The organism is Pseudomonas serbica (genome assembly GCF_028823535.1).
Lineage (GTDB): Bacteria > Pseudomonadota > Gammaproteobacteria > Pseudomonadales > Pseudomonadaceae > Aquipseudomonas > Aquipseudomonas serbica.
This window is the reverse complement of record NZ_JAQIYM010000020.1, coordinates 52,820-69,224: the sequence shown is the minus strand read 5'-3', so window position 1 is coordinate 69,224 and position 16,405 is coordinate 52,820. Positions and strand designations below refer to the sequence as shown.

The window sequence follows — 16,405 nt, the reverse complement described above, 5'->3', positions numbered from 1 at the left end:
CTGTAGGCGCCAGCGCCTACAGGGGCACAGCGGGTCAGCGGCGCGCCAGCAGCATGCCAACCACTAGCCCGAATCCGGCAGAAACCGCCACGGTTTGCCATGGGTGGCCACCGATGTAGTTTTCGGTGGCATCGACAGCGGGAATGGCCCGCTGCCGAACGTTGGTGACCGAGTCCCGGGCTTGTTGCAGCTTCAGGGCAATTTGCCCACGTAGCGTTTCTGCTTCCTCACCGACCAGTGAGGCGCTGCTCTTGAGCAATTTTTCAGACTCTTCGATCAGGGACTGAAGTTCGCTGAAGGCTTGATCCTTGATTTGATCTTCGGCGGCTTGCAGGGCGGTTTTGCGGGCCATTGAAGTACTCCTTGCGGTGATTGGACAGTGAACAGTGGAGTGCCTGGCGATTGAAAAAGTTGCAGGGATTTTGCCCGGAGGCTCAATCCGCCAGAAAAACCACAGCAGGACGATTCTTTCTACAGTGTAAGATGTCGCCAATTTACACAGCAGGAAAATTCCCATGAGTTTCAATCTGGCCGACAAACCCCTCGCCGAGCGCGCCGCGCTGGAAGATGAGAAATCCCGTCTGTTCGAGCTCTGGCAAAACAATCTGGGTAAAGCCAAGGGCGAAGCCGCACGCCTGTTCGGAGAACGCGCCAAGCGCAAAGGCAAATGGGCCGAATGGGTCCGCGCCGAATTGGACGGCATGTCGCCCCCTGAGTTTTCGAACATGGTGCGCAGCGAAGTCAATCGCTTGATGGCGGCCAAATAATCTCCCACGCTCGACCTCGTTGTTTGGTGTTACGCGCTCCCTGTAGGAGCTGGCTTGCCAGCGAATAGGCCTTGTAGGAGCTGGCTTGCCAGCGAATAGGCCTTGTAGGAGCTGGCTTGCCAGCGAATAGGCCTTGTAGGAGCTGGCTTGCCAGCGAATAGGCCTTGTAGGAGCTGGCTTCCCAGCGAATAGGCCTTGTAGGAGCTGGCTTGCCAGCGAATAGGCCCGAAAGACTAGCGTAATCCTCAAGGCCGCCTTCGCCGGCAAGCCGGCTCCTACAGGAAGCAGGCAACAATCGCTTCGCGCACCTTCATGACCACTGGATCGACCTGAGTGCCGGTACGCCAACCCATCTCAATCGGGTAGCGCGGCAACGCCAAGGGGCAGGGCAATAGCGCCAGGCCGCTGAGCGCGGCAATGCTCCTGGCCGCATGCGCCGGGATGGTCGCCACCGCCAGGCTGCCCTTGAGCAAATGCGGTAACGCCGCAAAGTGGGTGGTCGAGGCACAGACCCGTCGACTCAAGCCCAGCGCCGCCAACCCTTCATCGGTGATCCCGATAAAGCCGCCTGAAGACACCAGGATGTGTTCCCGTGCGACGAACTCCTCGAGACTGATGCTTTGTTGTCCATCAACCAGGCTGAGCGGGTCTGCCAGGCACAGATAATCGCCTTGCCCCAGCACCTGGCGGCTGAGCAGGCGCTCGGCAAATCCACCGGCGGTGATCGCCAGGTCGATGCTGCGGTCCATCAGCGCCTGGGCGACGATTTGGCTGTGGGTCTGACGAAAAATCAGCCGCAGCCGGGGGGCGCACCGGGCAATTTCCTCGATCAGGCGCCGACCGTAGGCGATCTCGAAGTCATCCGAAAGCCCCAGGGTCACGGAGCGGCCGTCGTATTGGTTGGCCGTCGGATCGACCATTGCCAGGCTCTGCCGGCATTTGTTCAGGGCCTCGCTGAGCACCGGCTTCAACTGGTTGGCCCGCAGCGTTGGCGCCAGACCGCGGCCGGTGCGCACGAACAACTGATCGCCATACACCTCGCGCAAGCGCCGCAATGCCGCACTGACGGCCGATTGCGTCACCCCCAGGCGCAGTGCCGCGCGGCTGGCACTGGATTCCTCGTGCAGGGCTTCGAATACCTTGAGCAGGTTGAGATCGAGGGTGGCGATATTCATGGGATTCATATCATTCAGCAGTGAGTTGGGCTTTATTCATGATCCGATGAGGTTCGAGAATGAGCAACACCTGATGCCAATGGAGTCACCGCAATGCCCAAGTCAATCGTTGCCGCCCTGCAGATCGGAGCCTTGCCCGGTGGCAAGGCCGATACCCTCGAACTGCTCTTGTCGTACGAAAATGCAATCGTCGAATCCGGCGCCGCGCTGGTAGTGATGCCCGAGGCGTTGCTGGGCGGTTATCCCAAGGGGGAAGGGTTCGGCACTCAACTGGGGTATCGCTTGCCACAGGGGCGCGAGGCCTTCGCCCGCTATTTTGCCAACGCCATCGACGTGCCCGGCGTGGAAACCGAAGCACTGGCCGGGCTGTCGGCGCGCACCGGGGCCAATCTGGTGATCGGCGTGATCGAACGGGCTGGCAGTACCCTGTACTGCACCGCGCTGTATTTCGACCCCCAGGCTGGCTTGATCGCCAGGCACCGCAAGCTGATGCCAACCGGCACCGAGCGGCTGATCTGGGGCATGGGCGACGGGTCCACCTTGCCCGTGCTCGACAGCCAGGTCGGGCGGCTCGGTGCGTTGGTGTGTTGGGAAAACATGATGCCGCTGTTGCGCACTGCGATGTACGCCAAAGGCGTGGAGGTGTGGTGTGCGCCGACCGTGGATGAGCGCGAGATGTGGCAGGTGAGCATGCGCCATATTGCCCATGAGGGACGCTGCTTCGTGGTCAGCGCGTGCCAGGTACAGGATTCGCCGCAAGCCCTGGGGCTGGAGATCGCCAATTGGCCGGTGGACCGGCCACTGATAGCCGGTGGTAGCGTGATCGTCGGGCCGATGGGGGATATCCTGGCCGGGCCGCTAAGGGATGGGCCGGGTCTGCTTTGCGCGGAAATCGACACCGACGATCTGGTCCGCGCGCGCTACGATTACGATGTGGTCGGGCATTACGCGCGGCCGGACGTGTTCGAGTTGACCGTGGATGAGCGGGCCAAGCCTGGCGTTCGTTTCACCACATAATCCCCTGGCTCGCTCCCACCGGGATTTGCGTCACGAAACGCCGGGCGCCGAACAAGCCGGCGCCCAGTGTGCGAAGTGGTCTACTGTGCGACAGCTGCCTTTGCTGCGGGCTCAGCCTTGGGTGCAACCTCGGGGTTCTCCATGACTTGGAGAATCGACGCTTCCGGATCGAAATCGTCCTCTTCCAGTTCGATGAATTCCTCGGGCAGGAAGATATTCAGCACGATAGCGCACAGTGCACCCACGGTGATCGGCGATTCGAAAATGTTGTGCAGCGCCTTGGGCAGCTCGCGCAACACTTCCGGCACGGCCGCCACACCCAGGCCCATGCCGATGGAAATCGCCACGATCAACATGTTGCGACGATGCAGTCCGGCTTCGGCGAGGATCTTTATCCCGGCCACGGCGACGGTGCCGAACATCACCAGCTCCGCACCGCCGAGCACCGGTTTTGGCATCAGCTGCAACACCGCGCCGATCATCGGGAAGAGCCCGAGCACGACCAACAGCCCGGCAATGAAAAATGCCACGTAACGGCTGGCCACGCCGGTCAGCTGGATCACGCCGTTGTTCTGCGCGAAGGTCACCATCGGCATGCTGTTGAACACCGCCGCCATGGCCGAGTTGAGGCCGTCGGCCAACAGGCCGGACTTGATCCGGCGAATGTACACCGGGCCTTTGACCGGTTGACGGGAAATCATCGAGTTGGCGGTCAGGTCACCGGCGGCTTCCAACGGCGACACCAGGAAAATCACCGCCACCGGGACGAACGCGACCCAGTCGAAGGCAAAGCCATACTTGAACGGTACCGGCACGCTCATCAGGGGCACGGCGGGCAGGCTGGCGAAATCGACGTGGCCCATCAGCCAGGCGGCGACGTAGCCGAGGGTCAGGCCGATGACAATCGCCCCCAGGCGCAGAAACGGTACGTCTACCCGGTTCAATACCACGATGGTTGCGAGTACCAGCGCGGCCAGGCCCAGGTGACTGGCCGCGCCGAGGTCGGGGGCGCCGAAGCCGCCGGCGATGTCGGTCATGGCGACCTTGATCAACGACAGGCCCATCAGGGTGATGATGGTGCCGGTCACGACCGGGGTGATCAGCATCCGCAGCTTGCCGATGAACTGGCTCAAGACCACTTCGATGAAGGCGGCGAAGAAGCACACGCCGAAGATCGTCGAGAGGATTTCATCGGTGCCGCCGCCCCTGGCCTTGACCATGAAGCCGGCACTGAGGATCACGCTGATGAACGAGAAGCTGGTGCCTTGCAGGCACAGCAGGCCCGAACCTACCGGACCGAAGCGCCGCGCCTGGACGAAAGTGCCGAGGCCGGAGACGAACAGCGCCATGCTGATCAGGTAGGGGATTTCACTCTGCAGGCCCAGCGCACTGCCCATGATCAGCGTCGGGGTGATGATGCCGACGAAGCTGGCGAGCACGTGTTGCAGGGCGGCGAACACGGTGGCGGTCAGGTGCGGGCGGTCGTCGAGGCCGTAGATCAGGTCGTTGTGGCGCAGGTTTTTTTCTGGGGAAGTCATGGTTTGCGTGCCGGAAGGCGGGGCCGGGTCAGAAAATGGAGGCGCAGGATGCCAGAACGATCAAGCCACGGCAAAAAACAGATCAAAAGATCTTAGGCAAACGCTGCGAGCAGGTCCTCTTCAAACGCCTTCTGCGCATCCCCCGGCACTTGCGCACGATGGCGAGCCAAATGAAACGCCACCTCGAAACTCAAGCCAGCGCGCCGCACCGGCCGCAGCAGACCCTTGTCTTCCCAGCTGCGGGCAAAGTGACTGGGCAAATACCCGACATGCTTGCCGGACAGAATGAAGGCGAGGGTACCTTCGACCTGCTCCGCGCGTGCCGAACACAGCTTTCCTTGAAAGGGTTCGTCGCTGCGCAGGAAGCGGTAGGGGTGATCGACCCGGTCGCACGCTTGCAGTGCCTCATCATCCGGCGCCTCATCGGTGAACAGCGGATGACCCGGGGCGCAATACAGGTGCTGGGTTTCGCTGAACAGCTCGTGGTAATCGAACGCGCTTTGTATCTGCGAGAAATAACCGATGGCCAGGTCCAGTCGCTGCTGCAGCAGCAAACGCTCCATGTCGCCGGGCATGGCGCTCATCAACTCGATGCGCACCGATTCGTCGCGCTCGCGAAAGCGCCGGATCGCTTCGGCCACTCGCTGCAGCACCGATTGATCCAGCGCTTCGGACAGACCCAGGCGCACCTCGCCGATCAGGCGCCCGACCACGCCGTTGGATTGATGACGGAACGCTTCGATGGATTGGAACAGGCAGCGCGTCGCGCTGAGCAACTGTTCGCCTTTGGGCGTGATCCGGAATCCGCCCTTGCCACGGCTGCACAAGCGGTAGCCGAGTCGGGTCTCCAGTCTGGCCATCTGTTGGCTGATGCTCGACTGGCTCAGCCCCAGTTCACCCTGGGCTGCGCTGAAGCCGCCGCACTCGACGACGCTGACAAACAGACGCAGCAGTTGCAGGTCCAGATCATGCAATTGACCCAGCATCACACATTACTCCTGGATAATGTCAGCGTAACAATCTTTATATTTTACCAATGTAACCGAGGACGCATCCTGCAGCCACTTCCCCCGGTCAGGTGATCGTCATGGTTTCTGTGTTCAAGATGTGTGTCCCCATGCTGTTCCTTGGCATGGCCGCCGCGGCCCAGGCGGAGGACAAAGTGGTCAACCTCTACAGCTGGGCCGACTACGTGGCCCCCGAAACCCTGCAGCGCTTTGAGCGCGAGACCGGTATTCACGTGCGCTACGATACCTTCGATGCGCCGGAAGTCCTGGAAACCAAGCTGCTCACCGGCGGTAGCGGCTATGACGTGGTGGTGCCGTCCTCCAGCGTCCTGGCCCGTGGCCTGGCCGCCGGTGCGTTGCAAGCCATTGCCCACGAAGGCCTGAAGGGCTACGCCAACCTTGATCCGGACCTGCTGGAAAAACTCGCCGCCGTCGATCCCGGCAACCAGTTTGGCGTGCCTTACACTTGGGGCACCCTGGGGCTGGGGATGAATGTCGCAGCAGTGCAGCATCGCCTGCCGAACGTACCGCTCAACAGCCTGGACCTGCTGTTCAAACCGGAATATGCCAGCAAGCTCAAGGACTGCGGCATCGCGATCATTGATTCGCCGCAAGAGGTGATCGGCCTGGCGTTGCACTATCTGGGCAAGGATCCGTACAGCACGCAAAAAGACGATCTCGAAGCGGCCCAGGCGTTGTTGCAGCAATTGCAGCCTTCGGTGCTGTACGTCGCCAGCGGCCGGCAGATCAACGACCTGGCCAACGGCAGCGTGTGCCTGGCGCTGGCCTACAACGGCGACGCCAGCATGGCCGCCGATCAGGCGCGCAAAGCCGGCAAGCCCTATGAAATCGCCTATCGGATTCCCAAGGAAGGCACCCTGGTGTGGCAGGACAACCTGGCGATCCCCAAGGACGCCCCGCACCCCGAAGCCGCGCGCCAGTTCATCGAGTTCATGTTGCGCCCCGAATCCGTCGCCGTGCTGACCAACACTCTGTTCTTCGCCACCGCCAACCAGGCCGCGACGCCGTTGGTCGACGAGGCGGTGCGCACCGACCCGGACATCTATCCACCCGCCGGCGTTCGTGAGCGCTTGTACGCCGACCGCAGCATGAGCCTCAAGGACATGCGTCAGCGTACCCGCGTGTGGACCACCTTCCGTAGCCGCCAATAACAAGGAACCTCAAATGGACGTCCCCGTTCAAAACGATCAGGCCATCACCCGTGCCAGCCTTTATGGCACCGCCGCCGAAAGCACCTACGCCGGCATCACCAGTTTCATGCGTCGACGCTACAGCCGCGACTTGCGCGGTGTCGACGTAGCGGTCAGCGGCGTGCCGTTCGACACCGCGACCAGCAACCGCCCCGGCGCCCGCTTCGGTCCACGGGGGATTCGCGCCGCTTCCACCGGGATCGCCTGGGAACGCCACTGGCCGTGGACCTTCGATCCCTTCGATCACCTGGCGGTGGTCGACTTCGGCGATTGCGACTTCGACTACGGTTCGCCGCAGTCGACGCCGGAAACGATCGAAGCCCACGCCGAGCACATCCTCAATGCTGGTAGTGCGATGCTGACCTTCGGCGGCGATCACTTCATCACCTATCCGTTGCTCAAGGCCCATGCGCGCAAGCACGGTGCGTTGTCGCTGATTCACTTCGACGCCCACAGCGATACCTGGCCGGACGAGGAGGGCAAGCGTATCGACCACGGCACCATGTTCTGGCATGCGGCCAAAGAAGGGTTGGTCGATCCGTCGCGTTCGGTGCAGATCGGCTTGCGCACCACCAACGACGATCACCAGGGTTTTGCGGTGCTGGACGCGCGGCAGGTGCACCGGCGTGGCGTCGACGCGATTGTCGAAGCGATTCGCGCCCGGGTCGGTGACCACCCGGTGTACCTGACGTTCGACATCGACTGCCTCGACCCGGCCTTTGCACCGGGCACCGGAACGCCAGTGTGCGGCGGCTTGAGCACGGTGCAGGCATTGGAAATCCTTGGGGGCTTGCGCGGGATAAACCTGGTGGGGATGGATGTGGTGGAAGTGGCGCCGGCCTATGACAATGCGGACATCACCTCATTGGCGGCGGCGACGCTGGCGATGGAAATGCTGTGCCTGTATGCGGCCAAACACAAGGTCGACCAGTAACGCGCACCCCTTGTAGGAGCTGGCTTGCCAGCGAAGGCGGCGCCACAGTCAACATCGTGGTGTCAGACAGGCCCTCTTCGCTGGCAAGCCAGCTCCTACAGGTAACGGGGTCAGGCGACCGGGATTTTCGGCAGATCCAGGGTCACCCCCCCGCTGAAGCGCGCAAACGACCCGCTGATGGATTCATGGGGCACGCCTTTGGGCACGTCGCTGACTCCATCGAGCCGTGCCAACTGCCCGGCATCCAGCTCCACATTCAAAGCCCCCAGGGTCGCATCCAGCTGCTCACGGGTACGCGAGCCCAGGATTGGAATCAGCGTCGTGGTCGAGCGCCGGGCCTGTGCGCGCAGCCAGGCAATGGCCACGTGGGTCGGACTCACACCCAGTTCCGCGGCGACGGCCAGGAGGGTGTCGAGCAGGGCGGTTTCCCGAGCGCTTTTTTCGGCGTGAACCAGCATCCCCAGTTTGCTCGCGCGGTTGTCGCCGTCGCCTGTGCGGTACTTGCCGGTGAGGAAGCCGCCACCCAAGGGCGACCACAGGGTCGCGGCCAGCCCCAGGGCTTCAGCCATGGGCAGTTGTTCACGTTCGGCGGTGCGTTCGGCCAGGCTGTACTCGACCTGGATCGCCGCAATCGGGGCAAAACCGCGCACTTCGGCCAGCAGGTCGGCGCGGGCGATGCGCCACGCGGGAAAGTTCGACAGCCCGGCGTAATGGATCTTGCCGGCCCGGACCAGATCATCGAAACCACGGAGGATCTCATCCATCGGCGTCACGCCGTCGCTCATGTGCGCCCAGAACAGGTCCAGGTGATCGGTTTTCAGCCGTTTCAGGCTCTCTTCAACGGCGCGAACCATGTTCTTGCGGTTGTTGCCAGTGTGGGAAATGCCGGCGTCCGGCGTCGTGCCCAGCGTGTATTTAGTGGCGATGACCAGGCGATCGCGTTCCGCGGCGATGAATTCGCTGAGCATGGCTTCCGACTGGCCAGCCTGGTAACCGTTGGCGGTGTCGATGAAATTGCCGCCGGCCGCCAGGTAGCCATCAAAAATGCCCTTGGCTTCCTCGCGTTCGGCACCATGACCCCAGCCGGTACCAAAGTTGCCGGCACCCAGCGCCAGTTCAGAAACCCGCAAGCCGGTTTTTCGGCCGAATACTTTGTAATGCATGGGAAGACTCCTGGAGGAACGTCTGTTGAACATAAATTATGTTCGTCATGTATTAAATATGATGCGAATAATATATTCCGTCAAGACACTTTTTCGCTGCACGGAATAGCGCAGGCATGGCACGAAATTTCACAGAAGCCGGCGTCGACGGATGGCATACTGCCGCGCATGAAAATCGACTCTCCCCTCAGTGCCTGGCAGCACGCGATCGAACAGAAGGGTTTCGTCCAGGACGAGGCCCAGGAACATGCTGTCTGGGCTTTGCAAAAGTGCCATGAAGCGCTGCATGAAGGCCGCAGGCCGATCAAGGGCGTCTACCTCTGGGGCCCTGTCGGGCGTGGCAAGACCTGGTTGATGGACCAGTTCTATCAACACCTGCGGGTGCCGGCCAGGCGTCAGCACTTTCATCATTTCATGGGATGGGTGCACCAACGCTCATTTCAGCTGACCGGTACTGCCGACCCGTTGCAGGCCTTGGCCCGCGAACTGAGCGAAGAAGTGCGGGTGCTGTGCTTTGACGAGCTGTTCGTCAATGACATCGGCGACGCGATCATTCTCGGACGCCTGTTCCAGGTGATGTTCGAACAGGGCGTGGTGGTGGTCTGCACCTCAAACCTTCCCCCAGACCAGCTGTACGCCGACGGCTTCAACCGCGACCGCTTCCTGCCGGCGATCGCCGCGATCAAACAGCATATGTCGGTGATCGCGGTGGACGGTGGGGAAGACCATCGCCTGCATCCGGGGCAGGGCTTGCAACGTTATTGGGTGGCCGCGCCGGGCCAGCCCAGCGCGCTGGACGAGGTTTTCCGGATGCTGACCGTTGGCCAAGCGGTTTCCAGCGAGCCGATCAAGGTCGGTTATCGTACGCTGCCGGTGGTCCAGGCCAGCCAGGGTGTGCTCTGGTGCCGTTACGCCGACCTCTGTGAGCAGCCCTTTGCAGCGATGGATTTCATGGCCCTGTGCGACACCTTCAGCGCTATTCTTGTAGGTGATGTGCCCAGCCTCAGCGCACAAAAACGTCCGGGGCGTATTGCCCGGGGCACTGAGGACGGGGTCGAGCGTGTGGTGGCAGGTGATCGCGAGTTGCCGCAGTTGTCGGTGCACGACGACGGGGTACGGCGTTTCATCGCGCTGGTGGATGAGTGCTACGACCGCAAGGTGCCGCTGTACCTCGAAGCCCAGGTGCCCATGGACTCGCTCTACACCGAGGGCTACCTGGAATTTCCGTTCCGCCGCACCCTCAGCCGCCTGCAGGAAATGCAACTGCAACGTTTTGCCGAGGCGTGAAGTCCAGGAGGCGTGAAGATGAATCAACCTCTGTCGCACCATTTGCTCACCATGGCTTACCAGAACGCCTGGGCCAATCACCGACTGGCCAAGGCCTGGAGTCAGTTGAGCGAAGATGAGCTGGCGGCACCCCGGGTCAGTTTTTTTCCCAGTCTCGGCGCCACCCTCAACCACATCCTGACCTGTGACTGGTTCTACGTGGATGCCCTTGAGCGCGAATTGCGCGGTGATGATCCCCATCCCGATTGCCTCGTGTTCTTCCAGGCGGACGAGCCCTTTACCCATGCTATCGATCTCAAGCGCGAACAGGCGCAAGTCGACCGGCGCCTGATTGCCTATTGCGAGCAAATGCGCGATGCCGACCTGGGCAAGATCGTGACCATCGCCCGGGACACGCCGCAATACGACAGCCGCCTGCGCCTGCTGTCGCATCTTTTCGAGCACCAGATCCATCATCGCGGGCAGGTCCACGCGATGCTCAGCGGCACTTCGGTCATGCCGCCGCAGCTGGACGAGTTTTTCTGCGCTGGGGAGTCGCACCTGCGGGCGGAAGATTTTGCCGAGCTGGGATGGACTGAGGCGTTGATTTGGGGGCATTAGGATCAAAAGATCGCAGCCTGCGGCCGCGCCTTGAAAGGCTGCGATCTTTTGAACTTCAGGCTTGTCGCCACAACCGCGCTCGCGATATGTTCGCCACGCCTTCCAGCGCGAACAACGCACTGGGGCAAGTCATCGAGGATGGAAATGGATTCCGCAGAAATTCTTGTGCTTCAAGCCCGCTACACCAATGCGCTGCATGCCGAGGCGATTGGCCTGGTCTTGAACAGTTACGCCGAAGATCCAATGGGCGGTGGGCACTCCCTGCCAGCCACCGTACTGGAAAATCTGCCGGGTGAGTTGGCCAAGCGCCCCCATGCATTCAGCGTGCTGGCGTTTGTCGGCGGCGAGCCGGCCGGGCTGGTCAATTGCTTTGAAGGGTTTTCGACCTTTGCCTGCCGGCCATTGGTCAACGTGCATGACGTGGCGGTGGTGCCGAAGTTTCGCGGTCTGGGGCTGAGCCAGCGAATGCTGCACAAGGTCGAGGACATCGCCCGTCAGCGCGGCTGCTGCAAGATCACCCTGGAGGTGCTGGAAGGCAATGCGGTGGCGCAGGCCTCCTACGACAAGTTCGGTTTTGCCCCGGGCGAGTTCGATCCGGCCCACGGGCGCATGATGTTCTGGATCAAGCCTCTGTAATCCTGACGGTCATTGTGCGGGAGCGAGCTTGCTCGCGAAAAACTCAAGGACACGAGGGGTACCTGGTGCCCCTCGTTATCGTTGATGACCATCGTCGGAACGCCGCCCGGAGCAAGCTTGCTCCTGCAGACGGGCAGGCAGGCAGAGGTCAATCTTTCGGCCGATAGGACTCGGTCATCTGTGCGGTTTGATCGTCTGGCACCCGCAGCTCTTTCGCCTGGCCTGGGGTGATATTGCCCAGCGCCACTTGCTGGTTGTAGTGCAAGGTTTCGTAGTAGTAGCGCATGCGTTCGGCCCCGCCTTCGGCAAAGGCGCTGGTGGAGCCTAACGTCATCAGGATTGCGAGGATCAAGGTGGATCTTTTCATGGTGTGCCTCCCACTTGCAGATGTCGGATGCCGTTCGTCCATGAGTCGATGAATCAAAGTCGAGCGATCATTATCCGCCGATTCCGTTAAATGGGAATTAATACCTCTAGAGCTTCCAGTCGAGGCTCAGGGTCACCGTGCGCGGGTCACCCCAATACACACCGTTGTAGAACCCGACGTTGTCGTAGTACTTCTTGTCGAGCAGGTTGTTGACGTTCAACGACGCCGACAGGTGCCGGTCGAATTCGTAGCGCGACATCAGGTTGACCACGGTGTAGGCCTCCTGCTGGATGTCCGTGCGTTCGCTGATCAGGCTGCCATCGGCGCGGCGTCCAACCGGGCGATTGGCGCTGCGGTAGATGTCGCTCTGCCAGTTCACCGCGGCGCCCACTGTCAGCGCCTGCCACTCCCCGGGCAGGTGCCAGGCCGTCGAGAAGCGCAGCATGTTCAACGGCTGAACCGTGTTGGTCCGTTGTTTTTCACCGTCGACCGAATGGGTGTAGGTGTAACCGGCGGTCATGTTCCAGCCCTCCAGGACTTCGCCTGACAATTCGGCTTCGAAGCCTTGCACCTTGTTGCCTTTACCGCTGGATTTGTAGAACTCCTCGCCGGTCACCGGATCCGGTGGTACCGCGTCGTCCAGTTCCGCGACGTTGTCCTGCTTGCTCCAGAACAACGCGGTGGCCATGTTCAAGCGTTCTTCCAGCAGGCCGCCCTTGAGGCCCAGTTCATAGTTACTGCCGACCACCGGTTCGAGGTATTTGCGATTGCTGTCGCGGTTGGACTGCGGTTTGAAAATGTCGGTGTAGCTGACATAGACGGTGTACTCCGGGGTGAGGTCGTACAGCAGGCCGGCGTAAGGCGTCCACATATCGTTGTGTTCTTGACTGCTGTGATCGACCGCGCTCAATTGCAGGTTGGCGTCGTAGCTGTTGGTGGTGCTCGACGCTTTCCAGCTGCCATAGCGGCTGCCGATTACCGCATGCAGTTCATCGGTCAGGGTCAGGCGCGTGGCCAGGTAACCGGCTTTTTGCCGAGTGCTGTCTTTTGCGCCTGTCAGGCCGGTATCGGTGTCGCTGAACTTGGCGATGTTGCCCATGTATTTCCAGTCGGGGATGATTTCGTAATCCGCCGCCCTCGGGCCAACCACCAGGTAAGGCGAGTCTTCGCGACGCTCAGCCTCGCCATAACCGACCATCAATTGGTGTTCTCGACCGAACAGCGAGTAGGGGCCTGAGACGTTGAAGTCATAAGCCTTCATCTTTTGCGTGCCGAGCATGTGCCCAAGGTAGGCGGTCATGCCGCTGCGATCGGCATTCGGGAAACCGCCACCGCCGTAATAGATCTTGCCGTCGGTGTCGCTTTCGCGGTGGGTATACGCCGCCTTGAACTGCCAGCCGCCGCCCAGTTGATGATCGAGGTTGGCAAACGCGGTCTTGTCCTTGAGTGGCCAGGAGCTCCAGGAGGTGGCCATGTTAGTCGAGCGCCCGAGGTTGGCCTTGCTGCCGTCAGAGTTCCAGTACGGCACCGTGCCCCACGACGTGCCTTGCACATGTTTGTTCTGATAGTCGTAGCCCACCGCCAGGAGGGTGTCGTCGGTCAGGTCGGCTTCGAGCACCCCGTACCCGACTTCCCGTTGCTGCTGGTATTTGTCCCGGTAGGAGTCGCTGTCGCGGTAGGCCACCACCCCACGACCGCGCAGTCGCCCGTCGAAAGCCAGCGGGCCGCCGACGTCCAGGTAGCTGTAGTAGTCGTCATAGGTGCCGCCGCTGACGCCGCTCCTGGCTTCCCATTGTGCGGTCGGTCGCTTGCGCACCATGTTGATGGTCGCCGAGGGATCGCCGGCACCGGTGGTCAAGCCCGTCGCACCGCGGACTACCTCGATGCGGTCATAGATGATGGTGTCGGAATCGGACTTCATGTAGCTGAAGGTATTGAGCATGCCATCGATCTGGAAATTATTGATCGTGTAGCCGCGCGAGGAATAGCTGACCCGGTCAGAGTCGTTGTGCTGGACCACAATGCCGGTGGTCTGGCTCATCGCTTCGGACAGGCTGCCGAGTTTGAAGTCGTCCATCTGCTGGCGCGTGACCACGGATACCGATTGCGGTGTTTCCTTGATCGACAGGGGCAGCCGGGTAGCCGTACTCATGGAACCGGTGGTGTAGGAGTCGGTATTTTCGGTGGTGCTACCCAGGCTCTGGGCGGTGACGTTGGTCGCTCCGAGCATGAGGGTTGGCGCCAGGGGCGCAGTCTCGGTATCGGCTTCAGCGAGCAGGTCCGGGCTCAGTGCGGCACCGCACAAGCCCAGGGTAAAAGTCATGGAACGGGTGATAGGCGCGAACATCGCGGCCGACTCCTTGTCGTCGAGGGAAAAATCCGTTGATTCAAAGACGAAGGAGAAGGGGGGGATTTAGGGGTAAACGAGAATTATTATTATTTTAGAGGTGTTTCCTACAGCGAAGAACAACGGTGGGAGCGAGCAAGCCCGCTCCCACAGGTTCTATTACTTTTGCACGACTTCGTGCACGGCTGGCGCCGCTTTAGGCTTGATCAGGCTGAAGTCGATCAATGGTCGCTGTTGACGCTCGTAAGGGTTGCCGATCAGCAAGGGGCGTGGCTTGAAGCTGTCACTGACCAGGCTCTTGCTGCGATCGAGTTCATCGAAGCTCAGGCCTGCCAGGTCTGCCCAGGTATGAATCAGGTGTGAGCTGCTGTAGGGGCGCCCCAAGTCCGCGGCGAAGTTCCAGTCGTGACTTTCGCGCCATTTGGGCGAGGCCCACGCCATGAACGGGATGGTGTACATCGGCGCTGTCGGCTTGCTCTCGTTGCGTCCCAGGGTGCCGTGTCCAGGGGAGTCGAAGACGTCTTCGCCGTGGTCGGAGAGGTACAGCAAAAAGCCGTTCGGATCAGACTTGGCGTAGTCCTTGATCAGGCTCGACACCACGAAGTCGTTGTACAGCACGGCGTTGTCATAGCTGTTGTACGTCGGCAGTTGATCGTCACGTACACCGGCTGGAACACCATTGCGGTCCTTGAACTTGTCGAAGGTCGAAGGGTAGCGGTACTGGTAGCTCATGTGCGTGCCGAGCAGATGCACCACGATCAGCTTGCGCGGTGCCGCGTCGGCCAGGGCCTTGTTGAACGGCTCGATCACGTCACCATCGTACTGGGCGGCATTCTGATTGCGGTTGTTGTTGAGGTACACCTGTTCGTCGGCCTGCTCGGAGAAGGTCGTGAGCATGGTGTTGCGCTTGGTCATGGTCTGCTGGTTGGTGATCCAGAACGTCTTGTAGCCGGCCTGTTTCATCATGGCGACCAATGACGGCGTGGACAGGTACAGCTCGGGGCTTTCTTCGTCGGCGAAGGTCAGCACCTGTTGCAGCGCCTCGATGGTGTAGGGGCGCGGCGTGATGACGTTATCGAAGACCGTCAGTTGATCCTTGAGCTTGTCCAGCTCAGGGGTGGTTTGCCGTGGGTACCCGTACAGGCTCATGCGCTGACGGTTGGTCGACTCGCCGATCACCAGCACCAGGGTGGCCGGCTGGTTGGCCGTCGAATCCTTGAAGTTATGCAGCGGCGCCACCTTACTCGCGCTGTGCAACATGTCCTGCATGCCGGCCAGGGTATCGAGGTAGCGATGATAAGCCACGGCCATCTGCCACGGCACCGCCGGCTCGATGCGGGTTTCGAATTTCTCGAAGCCCTCGGCGAAGCTGCCGGTACGCATCGTCTGCTTGACCAGCGGATAACCGACCACGGCAACCAGGATGGCGGCGGCTGCCACCAGGGCCTTGGTGCGCGGCAGGTACACCGGGCGCAAGCGGGTCCACAGGAAATAGCCCACTGCAGTGTGCGCGAGGAAGGCCGGTACCATCCACCAGGCAAAGTACTGGGTCATGTACTCGCCGGCTTCGGACACGTTCGATTCGAACATGATGAAGATGACGCTTTGGGAAAATTCCTGCTGATAGATGAAGAAGTAACCGAGGCTGGCCATCGAGCACGCCCACAGCACCACACCGATCACGGCGGCCATCACCCGGGTTTGCCGGGGAAACAGCAGCATCGGCGCCAGCCAGATGGCACTCATCACGAACGCCTGGCGAAAGCCGGTGAAACCGGAGGTGCCGGTCAGCTGGATCAAGAGTTGGGTGATGCCGGAGAAATACCAGAAGAACAGGAATAGCCAGAGAAGTCCTGCCCAATCGAAACCTTTCGCAGACGTATCGCTGCGTTTAAACCAAGTCATTCAGCGCTCCAGCCAGTCAATCACTACCACCGCCAAGCCACGCAGCCACCAAGACAACAGCGGCCGCGCACAGTCCAGGCGGCGCACATTGCGCCGGAGTATCAACAGGCGAATGTGAAAATTTCGTGAGTTACCGCAGGTAAGGAGGGGGTGGTGCGTCGGAAGCAGTGCAATGCTGCTTCCGGTTTCGGCGAGGAGGTCAGGCGTGCGGTGCCCGTTGGGGCAGTGGCAAGGGCTGCTGGCCCTGGATCAGCAAGCGCAGTTGCGCCAGCTCCTGTTTCAACTGGTCGCGCTCGTCTTTCAACTGACGCAATTCCTCGCGACGGATAGTGACGTAAAGGGTTTGTGCTGGCAGTGCGGTGTGTACTGTGCCCATTGCTCACCTCGCAAATGGCGTGTCTCAACTGTAGGGTTGCCCGCCGAAATCGGTGGCTGATCTACTATCGGCGCC

16 protein-coding genes are annotated in these 16,405 nt (G+C 61.1%); 7 read left to right on the top strand and 9 right to left on the bottom strand.

Annotated features, from left to right (window positions below):
- Positions 1-34: 34 nt before the first annotated feature.
- Positions 35-352: an ElaB/YgaM/YqjD family protein gene (locus NQL71_RS26910; protein WP_046820036.1), complete on the bottom strand. Its 318-nt coding sequence runs from the start codon at positions 350-352 to the stop codon at positions 35-37.
- 163 nt (positions 353-515) lie between these two features.
- On the opposite strand from NQL71_RS26910, the gene NQL71_RS26905 reads away from it, so the two are divergent.
- On the top strand, positions 516-767 hold the full coding sequence (locus NQL71_RS26905; protein WP_008061409.1) for a hypothetical protein: 252 nt from the start codon (positions 516-518) through the stop codon (positions 765-767).
- 275 nt (positions 768-1,042) lie between these two features.
- Here NQL71_RS26905 and NQL71_RS26900 read toward each other — a convergent pair whose 3' ends face one another.
- Positions 1,043-1,951 (bottom strand): LysR family transcriptional regulator, encoded by a 909-nt coding sequence (locus NQL71_RS26900; protein ID WP_046820035.1) that lies wholly within the window; start codon positions 1,949-1,951, stop codon positions 1,043-1,045.
- An 84-nt stretch (positions 1,952-2,035) separates the two neighbouring features.
- Here NQL71_RS26900 and NQL71_RS26895 point away from each other — a divergent pair, with 84 nt between their 5' ends.
- Positions 2,036-2,959 (top strand): carbon-nitrogen hydrolase family protein, encoded by a 924-nt coding sequence (locus tag NQL71_RS26895; protein ID WP_166619518.1) that lies wholly within the window; start codon positions 2,036-2,038, stop codon positions 2,957-2,959.
- An 80-nt stretch (positions 2,960-3,039) separates the two neighbouring features.
- Here NQL71_RS26895 and NQL71_RS26890 read toward each other — a convergent pair whose 3' ends face one another.
- Positions 3,040-4,497, bottom strand: a complete 1,458-nt coding sequence (locus tag NQL71_RS26890; protein ID WP_274643640.1) for a nucleobase:cation symporter-2 family protein — start codon at positions 4,495-4,497, stop codon at positions 3,040-3,042.
- A gap of 92 nt (positions 4,498-4,589) precedes the next feature.
- A complete protein-coding gene (locus NQL71_RS26885; RefSeq protein WP_274643639.1) occupies positions 4,590-5,483 on the bottom strand; it encodes a LysR family transcriptional regulator in 894 nt (297 codons plus the stop codon).
- Between the two features lie 101 nt (positions 5,484-5,584).
- On the opposite strand from NQL71_RS26885, the gene NQL71_RS26880 reads away from it, so the two are divergent.
- Complete coding sequence (locus NQL71_RS26880; RefSeq protein WP_274643638.1) at positions 5,585-6,676, top strand: extracellular solute-binding protein; 1,092 nt, start codon at positions 5,585-5,587, stop codon at positions 6,674-6,676.
- A 13-nt stretch (positions 6,677-6,689) separates the two neighbouring features.
- Positions 6,690-7,649, top strand: a complete 960-nt coding sequence (gene speB, locus NQL71_RS26875; protein ID WP_248687085.1) for an agmatinase — start codon at positions 6,690-6,692, stop codon at positions 7,647-7,649.
- 110 nt (positions 7,650-7,759) lie between these two features.
- Here speB and NQL71_RS26870 read toward each other — a convergent pair whose 3' ends face one another.
- Positions 7,760-8,812, bottom strand: coding sequence for an aldo/keto reductase (locus NQL71_RS26870; RefSeq protein ID WP_046820029.1), 1,053 nt, complete (start codon positions 8,810-8,812; stop codon positions 7,760-7,762).
- A 168-nt stretch (positions 8,813-8,980) separates the two neighbouring features.
- Here NQL71_RS26870 and zapE point away from each other — a divergent pair, with 168 nt between their 5' ends.
- The 3 genes from zapE to NQL71_RS26855 all read left to right on the top strand — a co-directional run bounded on the left by zapE (position 8,981) and on the right by NQL71_RS26855 (position 11,335).
- Positions 8,981-10,099 carry a cell division protein ZapE gene (gene zapE, locus NQL71_RS26865; protein ID WP_274643637.1) on the top strand — a complete coding sequence of 373 codons (1,119 nt, stop codon included), beginning with the start codon at positions 8,981-8,983 and terminating at the stop codon, positions 10,097-10,099.
- An 18-nt stretch (positions 10,100-10,117) separates the two neighbouring features.
- Complete coding sequence (locus NQL71_RS26860) at positions 10,118-10,699, top strand: DinB family protein (protein ID WP_274643636.1); 582 nt, start codon at positions 10,118-10,120, stop codon at positions 10,697-10,699.
- A gap of 144 nt (positions 10,700-10,843) precedes the next feature.
- Complete coding sequence (locus tag NQL71_RS26855) at positions 10,844-11,335, top strand: GNAT family N-acetyltransferase (protein ID WP_046820026.1); 492 nt, start codon at positions 10,844-10,846, stop codon at positions 11,333-11,335.
- Positions 11,336-11,483: 148 nt separating this feature from the next.
- On the opposite strand, the gene NQL71_RS26850 is transcribed toward NQL71_RS26855, so the two are convergent.
- From NQL71_RS26850 to NQL71_RS26835, 4 genes are all read right to left on the bottom strand, one after another.
- A complete protein-coding gene (locus NQL71_RS26850) occupies positions 11,484-11,702 on the bottom strand; it encodes a hypothetical protein (protein WP_046820025.1) in 219 nt (72 codons plus the stop codon).
- A 106-nt stretch (positions 11,703-11,808) separates the two neighbouring features.
- Positions 11,809-14,049 carry a TonB-dependent siderophore receptor gene (locus tag NQL71_RS26845; protein ID WP_274643635.1) on the bottom strand — a complete coding sequence of 747 codons (2,241 nt, stop codon included), beginning with the start codon at positions 14,047-14,049 and terminating at the stop codon, positions 11,809-11,811.
- A 159-nt stretch (positions 14,050-14,208) separates the two neighbouring features.
- Positions 14,209-15,954 (bottom strand): phosphoethanolamine transferase CptA, encoded by a 1,746-nt coding sequence (locus NQL71_RS26840; protein WP_046820023.1) that lies wholly within the window; start codon positions 15,952-15,954, stop codon positions 14,209-14,211.
- 199 nt (positions 15,955-16,153) lie between these two features.
- Positions 16,154-16,330: a DUF6026 family protein gene (locus NQL71_RS26835; RefSeq protein WP_162837848.1), complete on the bottom strand. Its 177-nt coding sequence runs from the start codon at positions 16,328-16,330 to the stop codon at positions 16,154-16,156.
- Between the last annotated feature and the right edge of the window lie 75 nt (positions 16,331-16,405).

Bases quoted from the DNA above. Each gene is read 5' to 3' on its own strand.
- NQL71_RS26910 (WP_046820036.1), bottom strand. From the start codon at position 352: ATGGCCCGCAAAACCGCCCTGCAAGCCGCCGAAGATCAAATCAAGGAT.
- NQL71_RS26905 (WP_008061409.1), top strand. From the start codon at position 516: ATGAGTTTCAATCTGGCCGACAAACCCCTCGCCGAGCGCGCCGCGCTG.
- NQL71_RS26900 (WP_046820035.1), bottom strand. From the start codon at position 1,951: ATGAATCCCATGAATATCGCCACCCTCGATCTCAACCTGCTCAAGGTA.
- NQL71_RS26895 (WP_166619518.1), top strand. From the start codon at position 2,036: ATGCCCAAGTCAATCGTTGCCGCCCTGCAGATCGGAGCCTTGCCCGGT.
- NQL71_RS26890 (WP_274643640.1), bottom strand. From the start codon at position 4,497: ATGACTTCCCCAGAAAAAAACCTGCGCCACAACGACCTGATCTACGGC.
- NQL71_RS26885 (WP_274643639.1), bottom strand. From the start codon at position 5,483: ATGCTGGGTCAATTGCATGATCTGGACCTGCAACTGCTGCGTCTGTTT.
- NQL71_RS26880 (WP_274643638.1), top strand. From the start codon at position 5,585: ATGGTTTCTGTGTTCAAGATGTGTGTCCCCATGCTGTTCCTTGGCATG.
- speB (WP_248687085.1), top strand. From the start codon at position 6,690: ATGGACGTCCCCGTTCAAAACGATCAGGCCATCACCCGTGCCAGCCTT.
- NQL71_RS26870 (WP_046820029.1), bottom strand. From the start codon at position 8,812: ATGCATTACAAAGTATTCGGCCGAAAAACCGGCTTGCGGGTTTCTGAA.
- zapE (WP_274643637.1), top strand. From the start codon at position 8,981: ATGAAAATCGACTCTCCCCTCAGTGCCTGGCAGCACGCGATCGAACAG.
- NQL71_RS26860 (WP_274643636.1), top strand. From the start codon at position 10,118: ATGAATCAACCTCTGTCGCACCATTTGCTCACCATGGCTTACCAGAAC.
- NQL71_RS26855 (WP_046820026.1), top strand. From the start codon at position 10,844: ATGGATTCCGCAGAAATTCTTGTGCTTCAAGCCCGCTACACCAATGCG.
- NQL71_RS26850 (WP_046820025.1), bottom strand. From the start codon at position 11,702: ATGAAAAGATCCACCTTGATCCTCGCAATCCTGATGACGTTAGGCTCC.
- NQL71_RS26845 (WP_274643635.1), bottom strand. From the start codon at position 14,049: ATGTTCGCGCCTATCACCCGTTCCATGACTTTTACCCTGGGCTTGTGC.
- NQL71_RS26840 (WP_046820023.1), bottom strand. From the start codon at position 15,954: ATGACTTGGTTTAAACGCAGCGATACGTCTGCGAAAGGTTTCGATTGG.
- NQL71_RS26835 (WP_162837848.1), bottom strand. From the start codon at position 16,330: ATGGGCACAGTACACACCGCACTGCCAGCACAAACCCTTTACGTCACT.